This is a genomic window from Candidatus Desulfolinea nitratireducens, from assembly GCF_982879505.1.
This window is the reverse complement of record NZ_CEYOSI010000150.1, coordinates 818-4,916: the sequence shown is the minus strand read 5'-3', so window position 1 is coordinate 4,916 and position 4,099 is coordinate 818. Positions and strand designations below refer to the sequence as shown.

Below are 4,099 nucleotides of genomic sequence, written 5' to 3'. Positions count from 1 at the left end.
CTTTTTTACAGGCTTAACATCTCTGGCTTATGAATTAATTTGGACCAGAAAGCTTACCCTGGTATTCGGTGCAAATGCATTGGCTGTAAGTACCGTGCTCAGTATATTTTTAGCCGGTTTGGCGCTTGGTAGTTTATATGGAGGAAAACTAATCGAAAGATCCAAAACCCCGTATAAATTTCTCGGTTCTCTTGAGATTCTTATTGGAGCGAGCTGTTTACTCACATTATTCCTGATTGATAGCATCAAATATGCTTACCTACCCCTTTTCACTCTATTTGGAGGGAACCTATTTTTAGTAAACGTTATTCAATTTATTATCAGCGCTTTTATTCTAATTATTCCGACATTTCTTATTGGCGTTGCATTTCCTTCAGTTGTAAAGTTGTATTACCATGAAGATAAAGATATAGGAGGCAGTGTCAGTTGGTGCTATGCAGCTGATACATTGGGTGGTGCTGTTGGGCTATTGATCACTGGGTTAGTGTTAGTTTGGGTAATTGGTTTTTTAAATACATCCCTTATCGCATCGGTGGTAAATATAACCTTAGGAATTTTTATTCTTACCTTTATTAGAGTCGAAAAAAATAATGATTTAAGAATACCTGAAAATGAGAATGTAAAGAAACAGAAAACAGACACACTAATCCTGGTTCTTTTCTTCTTTTCGGGTTTTGCAGCTTTAATCTTAGAGAATGTTTGGATCCGTTTTTTTGACATGATCTATGGGAACAGTATTCTTTCATTTTCTCTGGTCGTTGCCTCCTTTCTTTTTGGTTTGGGTATTGGAAGTTTTGCCGCAAAATTTATTGCCCGTTCAATTAAAAACAAAATATTACTTTTTTCTGTCATTGAATTAAGCATTGGGTTGACCAGCTTGATCCTTTTACTTGTTTTCCCGAATATTGAAAGGATCTTTCTGGAGCTCTTTTTTGGCGAAGACAGCTATTCCCGGTTTGTTTTTCTCCTCGGAGCTGTTGCAATAGCTGTGTTGTTAATCCCTACTACCCTAATGGGAATGACTCTCCCGATACTAAGCACAATATACACCAAAGGAGAAACGATTGGATCTGATATGGGCAGGTTATATTCTCTTAATTCATTTGGCTCTATTTTGGGCTCATTCCTTTCAGGATTTGTGTTATTCTACACAATTGGCCTCCACAATACTGCACTTTTGGGGTCTTTAATTTATATCGCAATAGCCTTTGTTTTTATATATTTTTATGGCAGGCTCCAATTAAAGATTTTCATGGCAGTATTCATAAATTTTCTTTTTTTAGTATTAATTTTATTCAATTATTTTTATCGGCCTGATTTTCTGTACAACGGTGTTTATTATCATGGAACACGCTATAGGGACGCAGATAGATATTTCGAAGTTAAAGGAGATGATGAAGTTGTTTTTCAAAAACAAAGTCCCTATTCTTTTGTCAGTGTAATCAAATCAGCGGGACGCACATATCTAAAAATTAATGGCAGGACAGAAGCCGCTACGGATGCGACGGTACAAAATATGTTGAGTGATTTGCCTCTCATCTTTCATGCATCGCCTGATGAGGTGGCGATTATAGGCCACGGCGGTGGTTATACTTTAGAAGCGGTGACAAAGTTTTCTGCAGTTGCATCAATCGATGATATTGAAATTGATCAAGTGATTATCGAAGCAAATCAGTATATTCACGATAATGGAGATGCCTTATCTGACCCCAGAGTAAATTTAGTCATTGCTGATGCCAGAAATTATCTCTTTACCGGAACAAAAAAATATGATGTCATCATTTCTGAGCCTTCACATATTTGGGCATCTTCACCATTGTTTACCAAGGATTTTTTTGAAATAACCAAAAAAAGCCTAAAAGAAGATGGTATTTATGCAACCTGGCTTCCTGTGTACGAAATGAGTGATTACGATTACGGTGTCATTATCAAAACGATCACTTCAGTCTATCCACATCTACTTATTTTTAAATATAGTGGGGCCGAAGTATTTTTGGCCTCAAATCACAAGATAGACCCCTCGTCTGATATATATCTTCCACACCTTGATGATAATGCAGTATCGGATGAGATGGACTATGTCAGGAGACTGGAATATGAAGAGGACCTGGATGTCCAGGAATTCATACTCGAGCATTACATTTCCGGTGACGAAGGATATATCACAAATCGCGTAGGGGATGACATCCAAATTAATACCGATGATTTGCCTATCCTGGAATATACGACACGCAGAAATGCATATAAAAAATTTAGAAGTGAAGAAGTTCCTTGAAAGACTTTGGAATGTCAATACTATTTCAGACACGTTTAAAGATCATTATTGATCATACCACCCAGTCTGGTTCTGAAACGTGAAAGTGTTTTCGATACGCTACCGTCTCAGCTAATAGCCCCTTGATGGCAAGAAAGAGCTCAGCTTGCGCATATTTCCCCGAGTTTTCTGAAGTCTGAGGTCTAATTTCTGAAGTCTGTGAAAGCATAACTTCATCACCTTCCACTTCCACCTCAACCTGCCCCCCCGCAGCCAGCCACTCCAGTCCCAGGCGGATGGTCGCCTCGCGCTGGGCAGTGACGGCGGCTAAGGTTGAGATCCTGGTTTGCCCTTCTTTCTTCGCCAGCGCATATTTCACCAACCCTGCCAAATGGGAAAGAAATCCCTGTGGCGTGATTGCTGGTGGATCAATCCCGATCAAATAAATGGTTGTGGGCTTAACTCTTTCAATGATGTCACGCAGTTCGCTTGATCCTGGCGGGGAAGTGTAAATTGCCAGGGCTGATGATTCACCCAGTTCATACCGGTTCTTTCCCTTAATCTCCGATTTCCCTTCCACAAAAACTTGCGCTCCTCCACTTTCAACCTTCCAACCTTCAACTTTCAACCGAATAACTTCAACCTTCTTTCCTCTTTCCTCTTTCCTAACCTCTTCCGTAATCCGAAAATCAACCATTTCCAATGTCAACTGTGGCTGACCCTGATATTCACCTGTGCGCATCTTGAAAGCCAGGTCAAAGCGACTGCCTTCAGATGGTAACTCTTCATAGGCAGCATTCCACCATAAAATGGATTGAAAATTTTCTTGGCGATCTTTGACCGTCAGGCGCAGATGCTCTTTATTGCGCCCCATCTTGGCGACACTGCTGATCTCAAGGTCACGACAAGCGAGCGTTAAGGTCGGGTTGCGGGGGCCGAAGGGAGCCAGCTTTGAAAGTGTTGCACTCAGTTCAAGGCTGAGTTCATTCATTGCCATCCATGCATCAATTTGGAGAGTCCCTTCGGGGGGCGCTTCTTCCCCCAAGCTTGCATTGATTGTCTGGCTGATCCGTCGTCTAAATGCAGGGATTTTTTCCGCGTCCAAAGCCATTCCGGCTGCCATCGGGTGACCCCCAAATCCGTGCAATATATCCTTTTGGGCGGCGATTGCCTGGGTGATATGGATGCCTGCTACCGAACGGGCCGAACCACGCGCCTGGCCATCTTCGCCAATCGAGAGCAATATGACGGGCTTGTGATAACGCTCCCCAAGTCGGCTGGCAGTGATGCCGATCACACCGGCGGGCCAATCTTTTTGGGCCAGAACGAGCGCGGCGGTCTCCTTGAGTTTGGGATCATTGCTCAATTGGCTCTCGGCAGCCTGATAAACCTGGCTGGTGAGCAGCCTGCGCTGGGTATTCAGCCCTTCGAGTTGGGTCGCGATGACCCGGGCCTGGGAAGGATTTTCGGTGGTTAGAAAATCGACCATTATATTGGCATCTCCCAGCCGTCCAATGGCGTTCATCCGTGGGGCGATCCCAAAGCCAATATCACCTTCGTTAACTGTCAATGGGTAGATACCAGCCAGCTCGTAAAGTGTTTGCAACCCGATCCGTTTAGTCTGCCGCAATTCTATCAATCCGCATTGGAGCAGGTATCGCGCGTCGCCATACAGATCGGCTACATCGGCGGTGATGCCGAGGGCAACAAGGTCCAGTAAATCTGTTGTGGCGACTTCAGTCGCTGAAGGGCTAAAACCCTTACTACTGAGCAATTTTTCTGCCAACTTATAGGCCACTCCTACACCCGGAAGGGTCGAAAGCGGATGGCCCACCGGCAGGCGTT

General features: G+C 43.5%; 2 protein-coding genes. One reads left to right on the top strand and one right to left on the bottom strand.

Annotation, left to right across the window (positions count from 1 at the left end):
* A partial coding sequence (locus AC3DOM_RS12630) for a fused MFS/spermidine synthase (RefSeq protein WP_487919405.1) occupies nucleotides 1–2,275 on the top strand: 2,275 nt, incomplete at its 5' end.
* Between the two features lie 52 nt (nucleotides 2,276–2,327).
* Here the strand turns inward: AC3DOM_RS12630 and AC3DOM_RS12625 are convergent.
* The coding region (locus tag AC3DOM_RS12625; RefSeq protein ID WP_487919404.1) for a single-stranded-DNA-specific exonuclease RecJ at nucleotides 2,328–4,099 on the bottom strand (1,772 nt) is incomplete at its 5' end.